At 57.0% G+C, this 388-nt stretch carries 1 protein-coding gene; it reads right to left on the bottom strand.

All coding sequences use genetic code 11. The annotated features are described in order from the left end of the window. Positions 1-388, bottom strand: a 388-nt coding sequence (locus AC1RPW_RS08065) for a hypothetical protein (RefSeq protein ID WP_481769454.1), incomplete at both ends; no start/stop codon positions are given.

The raw sequence follows: 388 nt of genomic DNA, 5'->3' as shown, positions 1-388 counted from the left end.
ACACCAGACCACGCTCGCGGAGCGAGGCCCGGACTTTCTTCCACTCCGAGAACGGGAGAAGCGATCCACTGTCTACCGAATCAGGAGGCATGTACATCGTGAACGAAGAGCCACGGGTTTGGCGATCCGGGCTCCCGATCAAAATCAGCTGCCCCTTGGACGTGTAGCCCGCGACATAGCCGACCAGATAGTTCGAGATGTACTGATCCCCAATGCAGAAGTAAAACTTCTGGCCCGGGTCATACTTTTTCCGCTTCTGGCGCAGCAGTGCGGTTGCGATACGACGTTGCGACGGATTCCAATTACGGAACAGCGTCACGAACTGAACGAATTGATCGCTGTTGCCCGAGAGCTGCGTCACATCTGGCGTGTAGCACGAAGGCGCGAC

Source organism: Dellaglioa sp. CoH-55-MRSF-8 (genome assembly GCF_056782195.1).
The sequence above is the reverse complement of the archived record's forward strand: the minus strand, read 5'-3'. Positions and strand labels throughout refer to the sequence as shown.